Origin of the sequence: Bacillus sp. FSL K6-2971 (assembly GCF_038006405.1) — a bacterium.
Classification (GTDB): Bacteria; Bacillota; Bacilli; order Bacillales; family Bacillaceae; genus Bacillus; species Bacillus pumilus.
The window spans coordinates 3,507,193-3,525,361 of record NZ_JBBOVD010000001.1 but is presented as its reverse complement, the minus strand read 5'-3'; the positions used below and the strand labels follow the sequence as shown (position 1 = coordinate 3,525,361).

Genomic DNA, 18,169 nt, shown 5'->3' with positions numbered 1-18,169 from the left:
ATCATTGAACTCGCTCAAGGAGCGGCAAGACTGAATGAATAGTAAGTCTTTACGTGTGACCTCCGTTATCGGGTTTCAAGTTGGATTCAGCTATGTCTGAGTCAATAAGAGTGGTAACGCGGTTGCAAGGTCAGTCGTCTCTTCAAGGAGATGACTGGCCTTTTTATATGCTTTTATCTTATATTTGTCTGAAGATTCAAATTTAAAGGAGCTATAGAAAATGGAAAAGGAACATGTGCAGTTAAAACGAACAATGACGTCAAGGCATATCATGATGCTCGCACTTGGCGGAGCCATCGGTGCTGGTCTGTTTAAAGGAAGCAGTTCTGCCATTGATATCGCGGGTCCTGCTGTCATTTTGGCATATATGATTGGTGGTCTTATTTTATTATTTATTATGCAAGGACTTGCCGAAATGACGGTTGCACGACCTGGCGCTAGAACATTCCGTGATTTAATTGAACCTGTGTTAGGCAAATACCCCGCCTATTTCTTAGATTGGATCTATTGGAAAATGTGGGTGTTGAACATTGCAGCAGAAGCGATCGTGTCTGCAATCTTTATTCAGTACTGGTTCCCGCAAGTACCGATTTGGACACTTGTGTTAATCATTTCACTTGTTGTGACATTGATCAATGTTTGTTCAGTCAAAATGTTTGCTGAGACAGAGTACTGGTTAGCTTCTATTAAAATTGCTGTCATTCTTTTATTTATTATCATTGGGTTAACGATGCTGTTTGTCTCATTCGGACAGCATGCAGCACCGGGATTATCCAACTTAACCGAACACGGAGGATTTTTCCCGAATGGAACAGGCGGCTTAATTGCGGCAATGCTGGTGGTCGTGTATTCATATGGCGGAACTGAAATGATTGGGGTTACATTAGCAGAAACGAAAAACCCTGAAAAAGTCATCCCAAAAGCCATTCAAAGTACATTTGTACGAATCATCGGTTTTTATGTACTTCCGTTCTTCATCATCGTCAGCTTAATTCCTTGGAATCAAGTAAACAATGAACAAGTGAGCCCATTTGTCACGGTGTTTGCAACGATTGGTGTGCCATATGCAAGTGATATCATGAACGGGATTATTTTATTAGCGATCTTGTCTTCTATGAACTCTGGTCTGTATGCTTCTTCAAGGGTACTATTTACACAGGCAATGGATGGCCGTATATGGAAGGGCTTTTCGAAGCTGTCGAAACAGCAGGTGCCAGTCAGAGCGATTCTAGTATGTACATCTACTTTGTATGCAGCCGTATTAATCTCTCTTTTTGTAGGAAGTCAAACCTTTAATTATTTAATGGGATCTTTAAGCTACACGGTCTTATTCATCTGGTTTATTATTGCTGTCGGGCATCTAAAGTCTCGAAGCGTAGCAGCACCAGGAGGATATCGCGTCAAGCTGTATCCTTTCACAACATGGTTTTCTGTCATTGCGATCATTGCCATTTTTATTGGAGTAGTATCAACAACTCCGATTGTCCAAACCTTGGTCACAATGGGTATCTATCTCATCATCACGCTTTCTTTCTTCATCAATAGAAAGCGGTTTGAAACAGCTGTTTAATTTAAAAGCGTGCAGGACTTTTGAAGAAGGTCTCGCACGCTTTTTTTAATGCAGTTTTATTGTTTGAACGAAAGCAATCGACTATCCTTTTGAAAGGAATTGATGCATAAAAGTAGATGATCAAAAAGGGGCTGAAAATAGCTGTTCAAATTTAGGCGACTGATGCGTATATTTGGATGAAACGAATGACCTTACCTACAAAATCTAATTGGTTATATCGTATGCAGGTCTTCATCGATTGGAGTATTTGGCAGCTGGATGATGGCTGTCGTACCGTATCCTGGCTCAGATTGAATATCGAACGTGCCATGATGTTTTTTCATGATTTGATAGACAATAGCTAGTCCAAGGCCTGAGCCGCCATCTTTTCTCGTACGTGCCTTATTTACTCGGTAAAATCGCTCAGAAACATGTGGAAGGTCTTCTTTTGGAATGCCATTGCCCTCATCTGTCACTCTCAATTCAGCTTTATGTTGGTGAACTAGTAATTCAATCGAGACCGATTTTCCAGAGGGAGTGTAATGAATGGCATTGTCCAGTAAATTACGAACCACTTGTTGCAGTCGATCGCTATCGCCATACACAATACAATCCTCATCAAGTGTCCGTTTCAGATAAATGCCCTTTTGATTAGCGATAAATGCCATTTGATCAAGAACGTCATGAATCAGTTGAGCAAAGACGATTGGCTCCATCGTTAGTGGATAAGAATCTCCTTCTAGCTGCGCAAGGTCTAAAAGATCGTGCACAAGCCGGCTTAAACGAGCGGCCTCATCCTGGATGATGTGCATTCCTTTTTTTTGATCAATAATCCCTTCTTCAATACCTTCAGCATATCCTTTCATATAACTTAGCGGAGTTCGAAGTTCGTGGGAGACATTCGCAAGAAATTCCCTGCGGTGCTGCTCAACTTTTTCAAGGGTAGAAGACAGTTTGTTAAAAGAGCGGCCCAGCTGGTTTAATTCATCTCCGTTTTTGGTCACAGCCATCCGTTTTGAAAAATCGCCAGATTCCATTTCCATTGCAATTTCTTTCATTTGATTAATTGTCCGAACGACTTTATTGGAGCTTTTATATCCGATAAAGAAAATCAGGAGCAGAATTAATAAAATGGATATGCCAAGTGTCAATCTGATTTGGACAAAGGGTTCATATACATCCGATAAGGGCATGGATAGAAAAATTGTCCCTGATAGCTCATCTTTGCTTGAGAAGACAGGGATGGCGATGCCAAGAATATCTTGATGAAACTGTGAGTGTTCTCTAATCAACACGACGGTTTCCCCTTGAAGGAGCTTTTGGCGTTCCTTGAACGTGATGAGGTTATCATTTGTGTTCGTATCAAAAGGAAGACCACTTGAAAGTTCCATTGGGTCATCTGTAAAAATAATGTTCGCCTGACTCGAGTCGTTAGCCCATTTTATTCTATCGGTAAAATACGTATCTTTCCCGTGTTGATGATAGATTTGTGCCAGCTTTTTACCTTGTAAACTTAAGGAATCAATCTGCTTATCAACATATAAGTGCTGGTATAAGTAATAGGTGAGGGCAAGAGCTGAGGCAGCAACGATTCCGGTCACTACAAGGATTAAGAAGAGCACTTTCTTTTTAATCGATAAAGGCTTCATTCTTCCTCCTCAAACTTATAGCCGACACCCCAAACGGTTTTTATATGCCGTTCCGCTCCCTTTAATTTCAGTCTCAGCGTTTTGATATGTGTATCGACTGTTCGTAAAGAGCCGCTAGTAGAATGTGATTCCCACAATTTTTGATAGAGCTGTTCTCGTGAAAACACTTGGCCTTGATTGAGTAAAAGAAACATGAGCAAATCGAATTCTCTTCTAGTTAAATTAATGGGCTCCTGATGGATATAGACTTGTCTACCATCCTGATCAATCTCCATGTCACCAAACTGTATGCGGCTGCGCTTTAGCGAAAGACCTCTAATTCGTCTCAAAGTTGTTTCAATTCTTGCTGCAAGCTCACGTAGACTGAAAGGCTTCATGATGTAGTCATCCGCACCAATTTCTAGGCCTCTAATTCGATCTTCCTCATAACTTCTAGCTGTTAAGAATAAGATGGGGATTTGAGAAGTTTGTCGAATACGCTGGCAGACTTCAAATCCATCCATATCAGGCATCATGATATCTAGTACTACAAGGTCAACAGGTTCTTTTTCAAGCTGACGTAAGGCATCCAATCCATTACTAGCTGTGATGATGTGAAAGCCTTGTCTTTTTAAGAAGGACCCGATTAACTCAAGCATATCGAACTCATCGTCTACGATTAAAATATGCATTTGTTCTTTCATTTCTTTTCCTCCAACACGATAGCATAAGGTCCTGATGGGACATTCAGTCGATTTTTCATCATGAATGTATGTTTATCGATAATTGATACTGAATTGTCATCTAAGTTACTCACATATATTGATGTGGTATCAGCGGTGATATAATTCGGATTTTGACCAGTTTCAACAGAAGCAAGCTGCTTATTCGTCTCTGTATCTACTTTGTATAGCGTATGATCTCCATGACAAAGTACATATAAAGTAGAAGAATTTTTCTCTGAAAAGAATGCAACAGGCATAACGCCTAGTTTTATTTCTCGCTGTTTTTTACCTGTTTGAGGGTCGTAAGCAAAAATGCTCTTATTTAAGGTGCCTGGTTTACCGTGACCACCGATCCAAATGGATTGTCCATCAAAATGAATACCAGAAGGTCGTTCAAGTACAGAGAACGTACGTATATGTTTTTCCTTCTCAATATCTATGACAGAGACAGTATGACTTTCTGCATTTAAAACAAATAAAGTACCTGACGGAGAAAGTGTCATAGAAGAAGGTAACTTTCCGGTCTTCACAGTTGCTTTTATTTTTTTACGCTGCGTATCAATAAAATAAACGACATTTTTCTGTGAATCCGCTGCAATTAAGGTGTGAGAAGCTGCATCATATGTAAGGGAAGTCAGCCCTTTATTCACATCCATATAATCTGTTGCTGTACCTTTTTTTAAATTAATTTCGATAAGCGATTCTCCTTCTTTACTAGTTGCGATGATGACGTCTTTGTTGATTTGGATAAGATCAGTGAGCGGATGTTTTAAATCAACGGAAGAGATCATTTTATTCTTTTGTAAATCAACTATTGAAAAGGAGGCTTTTTTTAATTGAGAGATGACCGCGATCAATTGAGAGCTGCCAGGTGGAGTAAACTGCTGGTCTTTTCCACAGCCTGACATGAATAACAATAGAGCTGATAAATAGATCAAAACATATTTTACACGTTCCATTCTTCCGCTCCTTTGCGTCCTCTATTTTCAAAAAGCATACCACAAAAATTGTGAAAAAAAATCGAAGTTATCAATGCTGAAAGAGTTGAAAAACAGATCTTAGGTGGATGAATGAGGACAATTCGATTTAAAGTTCCTTTTTTGTCTAGTCATATGGCTTTTTTTCCTCTTTAAAAAAGGATTTTCAATATTTGATTCCTGTGCCAGCTATAGCTTACAGTGATAAAAATAATGAAAACTCCCCCGCTCTAAATCGACATAGAGCGCAGGGAGTCATTAGGCAGAATGCCCAGATGATGGAGAGGTAGATTTCGTTTTGACGCGTTGGGATAAAAGGAAGCCGAGGATTCCTGCGCCCATTAATACAATAAATAAAGGTTGGAAACCACTCATGATACCAATCAAAGTCGACGAAATGATACTGCCAAAATATCGAAAGGTTGAGAAAATACCAGATGCCGAACCAGATAAACTTTGATCAACAGCTGTTAAAGAAGCCATCTGCATACTGGTCATACCAATCCCTGATGAAATTCCACCTGCGACTAGTGTCACGATCAGCAGTGGTAAGGTTGGGTACTGACTCAGTGTAATTAACATGATGCCTGTTAAAGTAAGGCAGAGAAATGAAAAGCGAATCATTTTTTTCGCGCCTTTTTTTGGATGGAGTCTTGCGCCTAATAAACCGCTAAGAGACATACAAAGAGAAAATACCGATAGAATCATACCGCTTTGTGTATGAGAAAAGGCAAGTTGCTGTTCCATAAACAGCGGCATAATGAGAAGGATGGCATACATCACAAAATTACTTAGCATGATCGACAGATTCGCATTTGTAAATGAACTGTTTTTAAATAGGGACAAATCGATGATCGGATTCTTTACTTTCCGTACATGTTTAAAGAATAAAGGAATGACAATCAATGCTAGAATGCCATAAATTAAATATTCATTTAGTAGCTGGCTTTTTGTGCATAGAATGACTGTGGCAATTCCGATGGTTAAATACAATGAACCGATCATATCTACCCTTGCGTGTATGCGTGTATGCTTTATGTTTGGAATGAGTAAAACGCCGGTGACTAGTGTAAGAAATAGGAATGGGATATTCACTAAGAATATGGAATGCCAATCAAAACTCTGAATGAGAATCGATCCAAGAAAAGGCCCAAGTGCGGCACCAATACCAGCACCAAATCCAAAGTAACCCATTGTTTTAGACAGTTTTTCGGGTGAGACTGTTCCACGAATTAAAGCAATGCTATTCGGTGTTAAAATAGCCCCGCCAGCTGCTTGAATGGAGCGAAAAATGATGAGAAATGCTAGATTAGGTGCTAAAGCACAGCCAATCGAGCCGATTAAAAAGAGTGTCACTCCGGTTAAATACATGCGGCGGTGTCCGTATATATCTCCTAACTTACCAGCGATAGGCTGGGTGACCGCCATGACAATAAGATAAATCGTGACAACCCAAGTAATGTTTGAAATGGATTGATCATAATAAGTTGATATGGATGATAAAGCGACTGCGATCATCGTTGAGTTGACCGGAACTAGTATAGCTCCAAGTAACAAAGAATAGATGATCAAACTCTCTTTTTGCAATTTCAATGTGTGTATACCACCTTTTGGAAAAAAGAAGAATTCCACCCTTTAAGCGGGAGAAATTCCTCTCATGAAAATGTGTGTGTATGTCTCAATAAAATCATCTTTTTGTGTTAATACGAGCTGGAAGTCTTGCTCAAGCTGCTGAATAAAAAAACCGAAATACGTACTAATGAAAATGTCTGCATAAATGTCTTCTTTTCCATTTAAGAGATGATGCTGAGCACTCATCTTTTTGAAATATTGCATCAGCATTTCCCTTAGTTCTTGAGGATAAATTTTTTCATGACTAGTCAAATCTTTAAACATAGCCGGTTCTCGCATGCTGATATAAATAAATTCTTTTTTTGAAGTTAAATCTTCAAGGAAATATGAACCGAGAAACTTTAAATCGGTGTGTAAATCGCCTTTAAATTCTGCTTCTAAGGTTTTTGTCGGTGTTGATTTCATTTTCATAATGGCAGCAATGACGCCGCGTTTGTTTTTAAAGTTGCGGAAAATAGTCGCTTCACTGACATTCGCTTTTGTGGCTATTTCTTTGGTTGTGGTTTTTTGATAGCCCTTTTCAGTTAATAAATCCATTGTTGCGCGAATGATTCGTTGATTTGTAGATTTTAACAAGCATACTCACCTCAGGTCATGAATGTGTTTGCAACAAAGTAAGTATACCGATAAAACCTATGACCGCCAATATGATCCAAAATGATAAAGTTAGGCACGTGCATGCTGTTTTAATATCTGAATGCGTCCATTGCTTCCATCTACTGTCACAAGGTCACCGGATTGAAGTGTTTCAGTCGCTATTCGGGTACCTAGGACAGCTGGCATCATATACTCTCTAGCAATAATAGCTGAATGAGACAAAATGCCTCCAGCATCGGTTATGACTGCTTTTGCATCTCTAAATAAGCTCGTCCATAAAGGTGTGGTTGTTTTGCAAACTAAAATATCATCCTTTTGAAATTGTGAGAATTCCTCAGCACATGTAATGACTTTTACTCTTCCAGAAACAATACCGCTAGATGCGCCAATTCCATAGATCATATCGCTTGTGTTGTTTTCATTTTCTCTTAATGAACCGAGCATTCTTTCTACTTGCTGCAATTCAGATTCAGTTGGGGTGCCCATATAAGCTGGTGGCTGAATGGCTTCATTTTCTTTCGTGTCAATTTTTCTTTGTGCGATGACCGTATCAAATGTTGTAGACGTTGTGAGCGCTGTGTGTACCTCCTCATCGTAGAGATACCATAGATCTTCTTGATGAGGAATCGCTCCTTTTTGTACAAGAAGTTCACCAATTTTTAATAGATATACCCTGGCTTTAGCATCTAACATGGCATCAATGTAGAAGTGGTGATCGTCACGGATATTAGCGGCCTGTAGAGCAAATTGATAAAGTGTCTCAAATTTCGTTTTAAACGCTTCATCCTTCACTTGGCTCATAAAATGTTCATATGTCTCTTGTCTTTTGATGACGGCTTGTGCAAATTCTTCATCAAAATCACATTGGTGTTGAATGTTGTTTCTGATGATATCTAGTATAAACTCAGGGTTTTCCGCCCATGTCTCCTCCGTAAGATCATGACTTTTAACAGATCGCCAGCCATAGACTTGAAGAAATTCCTCTAATTCCGAAATGAAGTGTCTGCCTTTTTCCGATTGAGTGAGTGCATCAAGCAGCTCTGGGTTCTTTTCATGCTTCATAAACGCTTGATGAAGTTCAGTATCTTGAAGGACACTCTTTGCAAAATCAGATAGCTTCTTGTCTGTTTCAAGAGATTTGTTCATCACGCCTATCATCATCTCATGCAGCAGGATCACTTGTGATTGATCACCAGTATACGTCACAAGCATGTCTTCAATCATAGTCGATAAAATGACTTGAGGTATGACAATATCAAAATGATCATCGTATGCTTGTATATAAAAAGTCTTTAATTTTTCGAAGCCGACGATGGCGTCTTCAATGGTCATCGGTTCCTTCATTTGGCGATCGAGTTTTTCATAAAAGGGAAAGAAATTTTTCTCTAAAATCTCATACATACGTTCACTTAAATGTGGAAATAACTCAAATATGCTCTCATCAAAAACTGGTGCAGTTTCTGCACTCGCTTCAGGCAGGGACGGTGATGAATACAGGTGACCTCTATAAAGCTTGATATCTTTAATATTCAGATCAGGCACTTGATATTTTTCACCATTTTTCTTCATACCGCTTTTTAATGCTGGGATGATCAGACTTGAAAAGAGAGGACTTGTTGGGCCCGGCATATGATCGTCCATTGAGATCCAGAAATCCTGCAGCTCGTCTGGCTGCATTTGAAAAGAAGCGCCCGCTGTCTCATCTGCTGCTTTTGAGAGGGCTGTAGTAATCGGCCTGGCTTGAAGTAAATAAAATGTGCCATTTGCTATTCCAAATTCGATATCGACGCTATGACCATAAAGTGCTTCTACTTGTTTGGTGATTTGCGTGATTTCTACTAATTGGTCATCATTCAGGCAAAACTGACCAGCCATTTCCTCAGTTACTGATTGTTCAATGACACCTTCTTGATAAGGTACAATTTGCAGTTCTTTCGTTCCAAGTGATTTTTCAATAGAAAGTGTCTCTTTGTCTACAATAAATGTGTCTGGTGTCACAATCCCGGAGACGATTGCTTCTCCTAGTCCGTAGCTTGCTGTGAGCATCATTTCATTTGTTTTTCCTGTTACGGGATTTTCACTAAAGATGACACCGGAGACGTCAGAATGGATCAATCCTTGAACGACAACAGCCATGAGCGGCATCTCTTCCTCGTTTTCACCCATCTCTTCCTTATATTCTGTCACTCTCGCTTCAAAATAAGAAGACCAGCATTCTTTGACAGCTTGTAAGAATTCTTCATTTGTTTTGATATTTAAATAGGTCTCGTACTGTCCTGCAAATGAGGCGCCTTCGAGATCTTCAGCAACAGAAGAGGATCGAACTGCAACTGAGGGATAAGTCTTCCGCAATGATTGAAAGGACGAAAGGAGTTCTGCTTCCATTTGAGAAGGGAACGATGCTTTTTTGATTTTGTCAGCAAGGTTTTGTTCAGTTTGGTGCAGGTTGTGATATGAAAGAAAGCTTGAAAAGCTGTTGGTTTTGATAATAAATCCATCTGGGACTGGCAGGCCGTGATTGTTTAATTTGATTAAATTCAGGCCTTTTGCCCCTGCGAGTGCTGCGGATTCTTCAGCCGCATGAAATAAAACTGAATACATGGGAATGCCCCCTTATCCAAATAGCCAATGGTTTGTCTATCTCTCTATTGTTTTTAAAATGATAGTGCGCACTATCATTTTTAATCATAGGATTTATTGGATGTTACTGTCAAAGACGGAAAGACCTATCTTTACAAAGGGGACATTCTCACTAATTTCCTTCTATATCTATAACAAAAGTCTCCGAACAGAAAGAAAAATAGGTGAAATTGAAAACTGTGAATTGTTCAATATGCCAATCTTTACTATAATCAAGGGAGTAGACCAAGAAGAGGGAGGGTTTATGTGATTACAAAAGCCATATTTGCACTTGTTTTTCCTTTCCTGCTCGTTATTTTATTTTCAAAGGTTACTTATAATCATTATGTGGGCATTGCATTAACAGCAGCGCTTTTATTTGCCTCGTACATGAAGGGCTATACAGAAACCTACTTTATTGTGGGATTAGATATCATTTCTTTAGTAGCTGGGGCATTATATATGGCTAAAAAAGAAATTGAAAAGAGAGAAAAGGCTGAAAAAAATCATTGATATCATCATCAAGAGCGTGTTAGGCAGAAAGATGACGTTTTATAAGCTGTGCTTACGAATTATAGTGAGTGCAGCTTTCTTTTTGTGCTCTTTTTCTGCTCATCGAATATCTCTCACCGAAATGTTCCATACTGAAAGGAAGGTTTTCGCAAGAGGGTTATTTGGTATTGAAGAGAGGGTATGACTGTATTGGAAATAAAAATCAAGCAAGAGCCGAACTTTAGTTCGTATTTTTGTGTTCTTTTATGATAATATATTCATTAGATAGATTTCGTAACGAAACGGAGGCTTTGATGTGAGTGACCGCTTTGAATTAGTTTCTAACTATCAGCCCCAAGGAGACCAGCCGAAGGCGATTGAAAAGCTTGTTGAGGGGATCCATCAGGGAAAACAGCATCAAACGCTGTTAGGTGCTACAGGTACGGGAAAGACCTTTACTGTATCCAACCTGATCAAAGAAGTGAACAAACCGACACTTGTCATTGCGCATAACAAGACACTTGCCGGTCAGCTATACAGCGAGTTCAAGGAATTCTTTCCGAATAATGCTGTCGAATATTTTGTGAGTTACTATGATTATTACCAACCAGAGGCGTACGTGCCTCAGACTGATACATTTATTGAAAAGGATGCCAGCATCAATGATGAGATTGATAAACTGAGACACTCTGCTACGTCCTCGTTATTTGAGCGGAGAGATGTCATTATCATTGCCAGTGTCTCCTGTATTTATGGCTTAGGTTCGCCAGAGGAATATCGAGAGCTTGTGCTGTCTTTACGTACTGAAATGGAGATTGAACGCAATCAGCTTCTTCGTAAGCTGGTGGACATTCAGTATTCTCGTAATGATATAGATTTTCAGCGCGGAACCTTCCGAGTACGAGGAGACGTCGTTGAAATTTTCCCTGCTTCACGTGATGAGCATTGTATCAGAGTGGAGTTTTTCGGTGATGAAATTGAACGTATTCGTGAAGTGGATGCACTGACTGGAGAAATACTCGGTGATCGTGAGCATGTGGCTATTTTCCCAGCATCTCACTTCGTCACAAGAGAAGAAAAAATGGAAAAAGCAATTATTAATATTGAACAAGAGCTTGAAGAGCAGCTCGAAAAACTTCGAGATAATGAAAAATTGCTAGAAGCGCAGCGTCTTGAGCAGCGGACAAGATATGACCTTGAGATGATGAGAGAAATGGGCTTTTGTTCAGGAATCGAGAACTACTCAAGGCACCTAACCTTGCGTCCTCCTGGTTCAACACCCTACACATTGCTTGATTATTTCCCAGATGATTTTATGATTGTTGTCGATGAGTCACATGTGACAATACCGCAAATACGCGCGATGTACAACGGGGACCAAGCAAGAAAGCAAGTGTTGGTTGATCACGGATTCCGTCTGCCTTCAGCACTTGATAACAGACCGCTCACCTTTGATGAGTTTGAAAAGCATATTAATCATATTGTACATGTATCTGCCACTCCTGGTCCTTACGAGCTTGAGAAAACCCCAGAGGTTGTGGAACAAATTATTCGTCCAACAGGTTTACTTGATCCAATCATTGAAGTGCGTCCGATTGAAGGGCAAATTGATGACTTAATTGGAGAAATTCATGCGCGGGTTGAGAAAAATGAACGTTTGCTTGTGACGACGCTGACGAAGAAAATGTCTGAGGATCTTACAGATTACTTAAAAGAGATCGGAATCAAGGTCAATTATCTGCATTCAGAAATTAAGACCCTTGAGCGGATTGAGATTATTCGCGATTTACGTCTCGGAAAATATGATGTGCTTGTGGGAATCAACCTTCTTCGTGAAGGACTGGATATTCCAGAGGTCTCGCTCGTGACGATTTTAGATGCAGATAAAGAAGGCTTCTTACGCTCTGAAAGATCCCTCATCCAGACGATAGGCCGTGCAGCGAGAAATTCGGAAGGCCGGGTCATTATGTATGCAGATAAAATGACCAAATCAATGGATATTGCGATTCAAGAAACGAAGCGAAGACGAGAGCAGCAAGAGGCGTATAATGAGAAATATGGAATTACTCCGCAAACCATCCATAAGAAAATCAGAGATGCCATTAAAGCAACAAAGATACATGAAGAATCGGAAGAATATGAAACAAATGCAGCACCAAAGCTGTCAAAAATGAGCAAAAAAGAACGAGAAAAAGTGATCGAAAAGGTCGAGATGGAAATGAAAGATGCAGCAAAAGCGCTTGATTTTGAAAAAGCAGCAGAATTAAGAGATCTATTGCTAGAGCTAAAAGCGGAAGGATGATTGCCTGATGGCTATGGAACGAATAGAGGTGAAAGGTGCTAGAGCCCACAACCTTAAAAATATTGATGTGAATATCCCGCGTGACCAGCTAGTGGTCATCACGGGTTTATCTGGTTCAGGAAAATCGTCTCTTGCCTTTGATACCATTTATGCAGAGGGTCAGCGCAGGTACGTTGAATCTCTTTCAGCGTATGCGCGCCAATTTCTCGGTCAAATGGATAAACCGGATGTAGATGCCATTGAAGGTCTTTCTCCGGCGATTAGTATTGATCAGAAGACGACGAGCCGGAACCCTAGATCAACAGTTGGAACCGTTACTGAAATCTATGATTATTTACGACTCTTGTATGCTCGAGTTGGGAAACCTATTTGTCCGATACATGGGATTGAAATTACGTCCCAAACGATTGAGCAGATGACAGATCGTATTTTAGAATATCCAGAAAGAACGAAATTGCAAGTGCTAGCGCCGGTCGTATCTGGCCGCAAAGGAACACATGTTAAAGTACTTGATCAAATTCGAAAGCAGGGCTATGTTCGAGTAAGAGTCGATGGAGAGATGGAAGATCTGTCAGAAGAGATCGAGCTTGAAAAGAACAAGAAGCATTCCATTGAAGTCGTGATTGATCGAATCGTGGTGAAGGAAGGCGTTGCGGCTCGGCTGTCTGACTCCCTTGAAACGGCGCTGCGACTAGGTGAAGGCCGTGTGATGATTGACGTGATTGGACAAGAAGAGCTGTTATTCAGTGAACATCATGCCTGTCCGCACTGCGGATTTTCTATTGGTGAGCTTGAGCCAAGAATGTTTTCATTCAATAGTCCTTTTGGTGCCTGTCCGAGCTGTGATGGGCTTGGCTCTAAACTAGAAGTTGACCCTGAGCTTGTCATTCCTAATAAGGATTTGACGTTACGACAGCATGCCATTGCCCCTTGGGAGCCGCAGAGCTCACAATACTATCCTCAGCTCCTTGAGGCAGTATGTACACATTACGGCATCGACATGGACATTCCAGTGAAAGATATACCGTCGCATTTATTCGATAAAATTTTATATGGCAGCGGCTCTGAACGGATTTATTTTAAATATGAAAATGATTTTGGTCAGGTACGTGAAAATGAAATTGAATTTGAAGGTGTTCTTCGTAACATTGAACGACGCTATAGGGAAACCAGCTCTGATTATATTCGTGAGCAAATGGAGAAGTATATGGCGAACCAGCCATGTCCGACATGTAAAGGATATCGTCTGAAAAAAGAGACGCTTGCGGTTCTGATCAATGGCAAACATATCGGAGAAATCACTGATTTGTCTGTCTCTGATGCCCTTGATTTATATGGTGAAATCGAGTTGTCTGAGAAAGATTTGCAGATTGCCCAGCTCATTTTACGGGAAATCAAAGAGCGCTTGTCCTTTTTAAATAATGTGGGATTAGATTACCTCACATTGAGCCGCTCGGCTGGTACACTATCCGGAGGAGAGGCGCAGCGGATTCGTCTGGCGACTCAAATTGGGTCAAGGCTGACGGGTGTTCTTTATATATTAGATGAACCATCCATTGGCCTGCATCAGCGTGATAATGACCGGTTGATCGGGACATTGAAAAACATGCGCGACATCGGGAATACCCTCATTGTCGTAGAGCATGATGAGGATACAATGCTAGCCGCTGATTATTTGATTGATATTGGACCTGGAGCAGGAGTTCATGGAGGAGAAGTGATTTCAGCTGGGACGCCGGAAGAAGTCATGAAGGACAAGAAATCTTTAACAGGACAATATTTATCTGGTGAGAAATTTATCCCGCTACCGATTGAAAGAAGAAAGTCTGACGGCCGCTACATTGAGATCAAAGGGGCAAAAGAAAACAACCTGAAAAACGTCAATGCGAAGTTCCCTCTAGGCATCTTTACAGCTGTGACCGGTGTGTCAGGTTCAGGGAAAAGTACGCTTGTGAATGAAATTCTATTAAAATCACTTGCGCAAAAACTGCACAGAGCGAAGACGAAGCCAGGACAGCACAAAGAAATCAAAGGAATGGATCACTTAGATAAGGTGATTGATATTGATCAATCTCCAATCGGTCGTACGCCGAGATCCAACCCTGCCACGTATACAGGCGTATTTGATGATGTGCGGGATGTGTTTGCACAAACCAATGAAGCAAAGGTACGAGGGTATAAAAAAGGTAGATTCAGCTTTAACGTCAAAGGTGGACGCTGTGAGGCATGTCGCGGAGATGGCATCATTAAAATCGAAATGCACTTTTTACCTGATGTGTATGTGCCTTGTGAGGTGTGCCACGGGAAACGGTATAACCGCGAGACACTTGAGGTCACATATAAAGGGAAGAACATTGCTGATGTGCTTGAAATGACCGTGGAGGACGCACTCCAATTTTTCGAGAACATCCCGAAAATTAAGCGGAAGCTTCAAACGATTTTTGATGTTGGACTAGGGTACATTACACTTGGACAGCCTGCGACGACATTGTCCGGGGGAGAGGCGCAGCGTGTGAAATTGGCATCTGAGCTTCACCGCCGTTCAAACGGAAGGTCTCTTTATATTTTAGACGAGCCGACAACAGGTCTGCATGTGGATGATATTGCCCGTTTATTAAAAGTGCTTCAGCGTTTGGTCGAAAACGGAGATACGGTGCTAGTGATTGAGCACAACCTTGATATTATTAAGGCTGCTGATTACCTCGTTGATCTCGGACCAGAGGGCGGTGCAGGCGGCGGAACGATCATTGCCTCAGGGACTCCTGAGCAAATTGCAAAAGAAAAAGCTTCTTACACTGGTCGATACTTAAAGCCTATTTTAGAGCGTGACCGTAAACGAATGAAACAGTTGGTCAAAGAAACGGAACGTGTGACATCGTCATAAGAAAAAACCCCTCTTTATCGAGGGGTTTCAGCGTGTAGACAAACCCTCGCATTCGGTGTCAGTCCTGCGTGCTGGTGCTCACGAATGTCAAATTCGCTCCGCGCCAGTACTCGTCCTTCCTAGGGCTGCAAAGGTTTTCTATCACGCTGAAAAGAAGACAAAGGGCTAAAATAAAGAACATTTTAGCCCTTTGTCAACAATCTGAAACCCCTCTTTATCGAGGGGTTTTCCTTTTATTGCGCATCTTCCTTCGGCATTAAATGACTGAGTTGCGTTAAATCCTTTAAAATATGCGTGCTGCTGCTGTCGAGCAGTACTTTTAAATAACGGATATCACCATACTGTGGATGAGACGGATGAATGGTCTCAAGCTCCCTGATCATATCGCTGTTCATGCTTTTTTGTTTCTGTATAAGGTCTAAAAGCGCTTGAGCCGTGTGGTTAGTATTATGATGATCTGTCAAAATAATTACCCCCTATAATGATAATCACCATCTTTTCAACATATTTTAAAGGGTAATCCGTGAAGAATCTACACTTAGGTGCAAAAAGATGTAATTTGTGTCTAAGGTCATATGTAAATCGAATGATTTTGAAACTTTTGATACGCAATAAACGTATGAGTTAGAAAGGAATTTTCATCATGAAGGAGCGAATATATATGAATAGAGATCAGTCGATCATTGCATCAATTTGTTATTTTAGTGTATTTTTTATGCCGTTTATTGTACCGATCGTGGCATATTTTGTAGTCGACCAAAAGGAACCGAAACGGCACGCGATGCGGGCATTATGGTCACATGTTTTGCCAGTCGCAGCGTGCGTGTTGCTGGTTTTTGGATCTATTCCATTTTTATTATCGACACAGGCAAGTGACTCACTCATGCCAGTGATCACGATGCTCATCCTGTCCTTTTTAGTCGCCATTGGCTTTTTGATCTCTGTCATTTGGAATATCATTCAAGGTATTAAAGTACTTCAATCCATCAAATCGTAGGAGGGCTATGTATGAATGAAAAAGAACGCATTTTAAAATTAGTAGAAGACGGGACATTATCGGCAAAAGAAGCGATTACGCTGCTTGAAAAACTGGAGGAAAGTCCGTCTGTTTCATTAGAAAAATCAACGGCTGACCACACCTTTCATGAAGAAAAAGCTGGCACAGAGAGCAAAGGAACTGGTACCGAAAATCTTGGTGCAAAGCTGTTTGGCTGGTTAGATTCTGCGGTGAAAAAGGTGAAAGACGTAGATCTTGATTTGAACTTTGGACAGTCGGTCGACGTTGAGCACATTTTTCAGTTCAAAGACGCCTCACTCTCTCATTTAGATATTCAATTGGCGAACGGCAGTCTCAATGTGATGCCTTGGGACGATGGCGATATTCGAGCAGAATGCCATGCGAAAATCTACCGTGCAGAAGACGGAGAGCAGGCAAGACAGCAATTTCTCAATCAATTGGACTGCGGTCTCGAAGGGGATAAATTTTTTATCCGGACCGAAAAGAAGACAATGAAAGTCAATGTCACTTTATATGTACCGCGTATCCAATACGATAAAATCAAGGTTAAACTGTTTAATGGTCCGATTCGCGGGGAAAAGCTAAAGACAAAAGAACTTGCTGCGAAAACCACCAATGGTGTTGTCTCTTTTGCCTCTCTACAGGCTGAAAAGGTTGGAATTGAAACAGCAAACGGACAAATTAAACTGGCGGATCACGAGTGTGGTATGATTGAAGTAGAAACCATCAATGGGCTCATTGACCTACGCGGGAAAAGTGAATCAATTGATGCCCAAAGCTTTAACGGAAACATAGCGGTTCAGCTGTCGGATGAAAAGTGCCGTTCCATTTATGCGAAAACGACAACAGGCAGTGTGGACGTCGAGATCCCGCGTGCGTGTGCAGTGACCGCTGAGCTGAAAAGCAATCTTGGGTCTATTTCTCACGATTTGCTTGATGCAGAGATGATTAAAGAGAAAAATGAGACATTACAAAAAGAGAAAATGATCAAAGCCAACCAACAGGCAGTGAACAGTATATCCATTTTTGCAGAAACAAAAACAGGTTCAATACAAGTAAAGCACCAATCAGACAAGGAGTGATTCTACATGAAGAAGCTTTATCGTTCAGCAACAGATAAAAAAATAGCGGGTGTTGTTGGTGGACTTGCCGAATACTTAAGTGTCGATGCATCTCTGCTTCGCATTTTAACGGTCATCATCGGATTTATGACAGCATTTATGCCAATTTTCTTGGTCTACTTCATCTGGTATTTTGTTGTTCCGGAAGAAGGCACTAACTAAATGCTTAGATGGATCGTCAGTATTTTAGTCAATGCATTACTTTTAATCGTCATTGCGGGATATTTTGATTCAGGCATTCTGCCAGGGCTTGGGAGCGTATATATTGAAGGGTTTGGCGCAGCCATTGTGGCAAGTATTATTTTATCCTTGCTCAATATTTTAGTGAAGCCGTTTTTGATCATTTTAACGCTTCCAGTAACCGTTCTTACACTAGGATTGTTCTTATTTGTGATTAATGCCATCACACTTATGATGACATCAAGTTTTATGGGCGATAGTTTTAATATTGATGGGTTTGGAACGGCCATTTGGATGGCTGTCATATTATCCATTTTCCACCTGTTGATACAAAAAGGAATTGTGGAGCCGTTAGCGAAAAAAAGCTAACGGTTTTTTTTGACCCATTTTGTATCGTTTCTCCGTTTCATCTGACATAAAAACTTCCTTCAGGAGACACAATATC

15 protein-coding genes and 1 other annotated feature (1 of these 16 cut by a window edge) are annotated in these 18,169 nt (G+C 40.7%); of the genes, 8 read left to right on the top strand and 7 right to left on the bottom strand.

Annotation, left to right across the window (positions count from 1 at the left end; genetic code table 11):
* Positions 1-145 (top strand) — a binding site (T-box leader); it begins 80 nt to the left of the window's first position.
* 75 nt (positions 146-220) lie between these two features.
* Positions 221-1,570, top strand: coding sequence for an amino acid permease (locus MHI33_RS18840; protein ID WP_003212968.1), 1,350 nt, complete (start codon positions 221-223; stop codon positions 1,568-1,570).
* A gap of 212 nt (positions 1,571-1,782) precedes the next feature.
* Here the strand turns inward: MHI33_RS18840 and MHI33_RS18835 are convergent, their stop codons facing one another.
* From MHI33_RS18835 to MHI33_RS18810, 6 genes are all read right to left on the bottom strand, one after another.
* Positions 1,783-3,198: a HAMP domain-containing sensor histidine kinase gene (locus tag MHI33_RS18835; RefSeq protein WP_065097945.1), complete on the bottom strand. Its 1,416-nt coding sequence runs from the start codon at positions 3,196-3,198 to the stop codon at positions 1,783-1,785.
* The gene (locus MHI33_RS18830; protein ID WP_113768125.1) at positions 3,195-3,881 is read right to left on the bottom strand and encodes a response regulator transcription factor; all 687 of its coding nucleotides are present in this window, start codon (positions 3,879-3,881) and stop codon (positions 3,195-3,197) included. Before MHI33_RS18830 ends, MHI33_RS18835 begins: the two co-directional genes overlap by 4 nt.
* Positions 3,878-4,861 carry a YncE family protein gene (locus MHI33_RS18825; protein ID WP_283923967.1) on the bottom strand — a complete coding sequence of 328 codons (984 nt, stop codon included), beginning with the start codon at positions 4,859-4,861 and terminating at the stop codon, positions 3,878-3,880. The genes MHI33_RS18830 and MHI33_RS18825 overlap by 4 nt, the downstream gene beginning before the upstream one ends.
* 276 nt (positions 4,862-5,137) lie before the next feature.
* A complete protein-coding gene (locus MHI33_RS18820; RefSeq protein ID WP_217012117.1) occupies positions 5,138-6,472 on the bottom strand; it encodes an MFS transporter in 1,335 nt (444 codons plus the stop codon).
* A gap of 42 nt (positions 6,473-6,514) precedes the next feature.
* The gene (locus MHI33_RS18815; RefSeq protein WP_065097949.1) at positions 6,515-7,087 is read right to left on the bottom strand and encodes a TetR/AcrR family transcriptional regulator; all 573 of its coding nucleotides are present in this window, start codon (positions 7,085-7,087) and stop codon (positions 6,515-6,517) included.
* A gap of 90 nt (positions 7,088-7,177) precedes the next feature.
* Positions 7,178-9,709: a PEP/pyruvate-binding domain-containing protein gene (locus MHI33_RS18810; RefSeq protein WP_217012118.1), complete on the bottom strand. Its 2,532-nt coding sequence runs from the start codon at positions 9,707-9,709 to the stop codon at positions 7,178-7,180.
* Positions 9,710-9,994: 285 nt separating this feature from the next.
* Between MHI33_RS18810 and MHI33_RS18805 the strand changes: the two genes are divergently transcribed.
* The 3 genes from MHI33_RS18805 (at position 9,995) to uvrA (ending at position 15,405) form a co-directional block, all read left to right on the top strand.
* Positions 9,995-10,240: a CsbA family protein gene (locus MHI33_RS18805; protein WP_003212837.1), complete on the top strand. Its 246-nt coding sequence runs from the start codon at positions 9,995-9,997 to the stop codon at positions 10,238-10,240.
* Between the two features lie 295 nt (positions 10,241-10,535).
* Positions 10,536-12,521, top strand: coding sequence for an excinuclease ABC subunit UvrB (gene uvrB / locus MHI33_RS18800; RefSeq protein ID WP_340913115.1), 1,986 nt, complete (start codon positions 10,536-10,538; stop codon positions 12,519-12,521).
* A 7-nt stretch (positions 12,522-12,528) separates the two neighbouring features.
* A complete protein-coding gene (gene uvrA, locus MHI33_RS18795) occupies positions 12,529-15,405 on the top strand; it encodes an excinuclease ABC subunit UvrA (RefSeq protein ID WP_113768122.1) in 2,877 nt (958 codons plus the stop codon).
* 233 nt (positions 15,406-15,638) lie between these two features.
* Here the strand turns inward: uvrA and MHI33_RS18790 are convergent, their stop codons facing one another.
* Positions 15,639-15,869: a hypothetical protein gene (locus MHI33_RS18790; protein WP_065097952.1), complete on the bottom strand. Its 231-nt coding sequence runs from the start codon at positions 15,867-15,869 to the stop codon at positions 15,639-15,641.
* A gap of 197 nt (positions 15,870-16,066) precedes the next feature.
* Between MHI33_RS18790 and MHI33_RS18785 the strand changes: the two genes are divergently transcribed.
* Genes MHI33_RS18785 through MHI33_RS18770 form a run of 4 tightly spaced genes read left to right on the top strand, consistent with a single transcriptional unit; the run spans position 16,067 to position 18,093 of the window.
* A complete protein-coding gene (locus MHI33_RS18785) occupies positions 16,067-16,402 on the top strand; it encodes a membrane protein (protein WP_044139366.1) in 336 nt (111 codons plus the stop codon).
* A gap of 11 nt (positions 16,403-16,413) precedes the next feature.
* Entirely contained in the window at positions 16,414-17,505 is a 1,092-nt protein-coding gene (locus MHI33_RS18780) for a DUF4097 family beta strand repeat-containing protein (RefSeq protein ID WP_217012120.1), read from the top strand.
* A gap of 6 nt (positions 17,506-17,511) precedes the next feature.
* Positions 17,512-17,706: a PspC domain-containing protein gene (locus tag MHI33_RS18775; protein ID WP_044139369.1), complete on the top strand. Its 195-nt coding sequence runs from the start codon at positions 17,512-17,514 to the stop codon at positions 17,704-17,706.
* Positions 17,707-18,093, top strand: coding sequence for a phage holin family protein (locus tag MHI33_RS18770; RefSeq protein WP_003213568.1), 387 nt, complete (start codon positions 17,707-17,709; stop codon positions 18,091-18,093). It abuts the gene before it with no gap.
* Positions 18,094-18,169: the final 76 nt, after the last annotated feature.